This window comes from Lederbergia sp. NSJ-179 (genome assembly GCF_022867885.1).
Lineage (GTDB): Bacteria > Bacillota > Bacilli > Bacillales > Bacillaceae_C > Lederbergia.
The window spans coordinates 1-2,665 of the sequence record NZ_JALIFP010000085.1 but is presented as its reverse complement, the minus strand read 5'-3'; the positions used below and the strand labels follow the sequence as shown (position 1 = coordinate 2,665).

Genomic DNA, 2,665 nt, shown 5'->3' with positions numbered 1-2,665 from the left:
TGGGAAGGCATTTCTTTTAGAAATGGATATTTCCTTTTATCCAATGTTAATTGTTTTTGCATGTCATAACGGTTGTAATTTTCCTTGTTTTGTTTATATTTGCGCTCTTTATCTAAAAGAGCAGAGTTCCTAAGTTTGACGGCAGTATTGGAGCCAACGGTCTAACATTTCTTTTTGTTTTTCTGTTGGGAAAATCTCGTATTTTTGATTGACCAACACTGCCATCACCTTCTTTGCTATATCTAACCCCATTATAGAACATTGGTTCCGAAAATGAAAGCCTTTGGCTTACGCCAACCGAAATTCATCTCCCCCTTATCGTTGGGCTACGCCCTTCACACGATTGAAGAGGGAGACTTCTTTCGGAATCACGTTAAAAAGTTGCAATTCTATGCCAAATCTTATAATCTTTAAAGCAACTTGTCTAGGGGTGATGGAAAGTGAAAATCGGATGCATTCAACTTGATGTGGTTTTTTCTGACCCAAAAACGAATTTCGCCCAAGTGGAAAAATGGGTTCGAACGGCTGCATCTCAAGGGACAGAGCTTGTTGTCTTGCCTGAAATGTGGAATACGGGCTTTGACTTGCCTCATCTTGAACAATTAGCAGATCATGATGGGAAACAAACGAAGGGACTTTTATCCCAGCTTGCGAAAGAGCTAAATATCCATATTGTTGGCGGCTCCGTTGCGACCAAAAAAGGAGATCATTTTTATAATACGATGTATATATACTCGAACAAGGGTGAATTAGTAAGCGAGTATGATAAAGCTCATCTTTTTCAATTAATGGATGAACATCTTTACTTGCAAGCGGGGAATACAATCAATCGATTTTCCTTAGATGGGATTGAGGCAGGGGGTGTGATCTGTTATGACATTCGCTTTCCCGAATGGCTGCGTGTTCATGCGCTAGATGGCGCTAAAGTCTTATTCGTACCTGCGCAGTGGCCGAAACAGCGTGTGGATCATTGGCAAGTTCTCTTACAAGCGCGCGCGATTGAAAATCAATGTTTTGTGATTGCCGTCAATCGGCGGGGAAGCGACCCAAATAACGAATTTAATGGACATTCCATGATTATCGAGCCATGGGGAAATGTACTTTGGACCGGTACGGAAAATGAGGAACTTGCCATCATTGATGTTGACTTTTCCATTGTAAGTGAAATAAGGGAACGAATCCCTGTATACGACGACCGGAGACCGGATTTATATGCTTCCACCACAAAGGGTACAATTGGAGATTGACAGTGAGTGAAAACTGTCGTATGATCTTAGTCGTACTTTACCATAATTGTATATGGAATTTATCCAGAGAGACTGAGGGAAGGGCCCGATGACGTCCGGCAACCCCTTGCTATGCAGGGAAGGTGCCAACTCCTACAGAATGTATCCATTCTGAAAGATAAATCATTTCCGTTCGTTTAATGATGCTCTTTCAATTGGAAGAGTTTTTTATTTTCTTTAAGGGGAAGAAGGGAAGTTTTTTCCAATTCGGCTTACGAAAAAAGGTGAATAACATGCTACAAATACAAAATGTATCGAAAATATACAAAACGAAGAATGGTTCAGTCACAGCAGTTGATCAAGTCACCCTTTCGATCCAAAAGGGAGAAATTTTTGGCATCGTTGGCTATTCTGGAGCTGGAAAAAGCTCTCTGCTTCGTTGTATCAATATGCTAGAACGGCCGACAAGCGGCCATGTTCATATAGGGGGAACAGACTTAACCACTCTTGAGGCCAAAGAACTTCGAAATGCCCGGCTTAAAATCGGGATGATTTTTCAACACTTCCATTTGATTAGTCAAAAAACAGTTGGAGAAAATATTGCTTTTGCACTAAAGGCGGCCCGTACACCTAAAAAACACATTCGCTCAAGGGTACAGGAATTATTAGAGATGGTCGGTCTTCCGGATAAGATCAATGTGTATCCTGGACAACTGAGTGGTGGACAAAAGCAACGTGTCGGGATCGCGAGGGCTCTTGCGAATAACCCTTCCGTCCTTCTTTGCGATGAGGCAACATCTGCTCTTGATCCAACAACGACCCTTTCGATTCTGCATTTATTAAAAAAGATTAATCAAGAGCTTGATCTTACCATTGTCTTGATCACCCATGAAATGGATGTCGTAAAGGAGATTTGTGACCGGATGGCCATGTCGTATTGTGGAGGAAGGGGCTGTCTACGATCTTTTTTCTGAACCAAAAGAACCTTTAACAAAGGAGTTTATTCACAGTGTTGTTTCCTTTGATGTCCCTGAGGCGATTCTGAAGGATGTGCAAGGCCAGCTTGTAAAAGTCCTTTTCAAAGGAAATCTACTCCCAAATCAATCGCATCTTGTATGTCATAACTTTCTAAAAAATCAATGTAACTTTCTGGTGACTCTAAATAAGTAACAGCTGGGTCCTTTGTAGATTCGGCAGCAAAAACTTCTCCAAATGGGTTAAAAATCATCCCTACAAGTAATATGATACTACTAAGAAGAAAGAAGATTCGTGATGTAAAAGATAGCCTTTTCAACAAATTAATCTCCTCCTTTTTAATATCTGGACAGTCAAAAGTTTTCAGCTTTAAGAAGCCAGTAAATCCTCATCGTTATCAGCGAGTTTTTGCTTGGCTTGAATTATTTTGGTTATGGATAAATGCGGGTTGCAGGCAAACATAC

3 protein-coding genes, 1 pseudogene and 1 riboswitch are annotated in these 2,665 nt (G+C 40.8%); of the genes and pseudogenes, 2 read left to right on the top strand and 2 right to left on the bottom strand.

Annotated elements, in window-relative coordinates; all coding sequences use genetic code 11:
- Positions 1-129: 129 nt before the first annotated feature.
- A complete protein-coding gene (locus MUB24_RS22850; protein ID WP_244708019.1) occupies positions 130-225 on the bottom strand; it encodes a helix-turn-helix domain-containing protein in 96 nt (31 codons plus the stop codon).
- Between the two features lie 215 nt (positions 226-440).
- Here MUB24_RS22850 and MUB24_RS22845 point away from each other — a divergent pair, with 215 nt between their 5' ends.
- On the top strand, positions 441-1,247 hold the full coding sequence (locus tag MUB24_RS22845) for a carbon-nitrogen family hydrolase (RefSeq protein ID WP_244708017.1): 807 nt from the start codon (positions 441-443) through the stop codon (positions 1,245-1,247).
- A 56-nt stretch (positions 1,248-1,303) separates the two neighbouring features.
- A riboswitch (SAM riboswitch) is annotated at positions 1,304-1,411 on the top strand.
- A gap of 108 nt (positions 1,412-1,519) precedes the next feature.
- Positions 1,520-2,318 (top strand): annotated as a pseudogene (locus MUB24_RS22840) (methionine ABC transporter ATP-binding protein); the annotation flags it as partial.
- Here the strand turns inward: MUB24_RS22840 and MUB24_RS22835 are convergent.
- On the bottom strand, positions 2,305-2,523 hold the full coding sequence (locus MUB24_RS22835; RefSeq protein WP_244708021.1) for a hypothetical protein: 219 nt from the start codon (positions 2,521-2,523) through the stop codon (positions 2,305-2,307). The pseudogene MUB24_RS22840 and the gene MUB24_RS22835 sit on opposite strands and share 14 nt — an antisense overlap.
- Between the last annotated feature and the right edge of the window lie 142 nt (positions 2,524-2,665).

Coding starts and splice junctions, on each gene's coding strand:
- MUB24_RS22850 (WP_244708019.1), bottom strand. CDS start 225: ATGGCAGTGTTGGTCAATCAAAAATACGAGATTTTCCCAACAGAAAAA.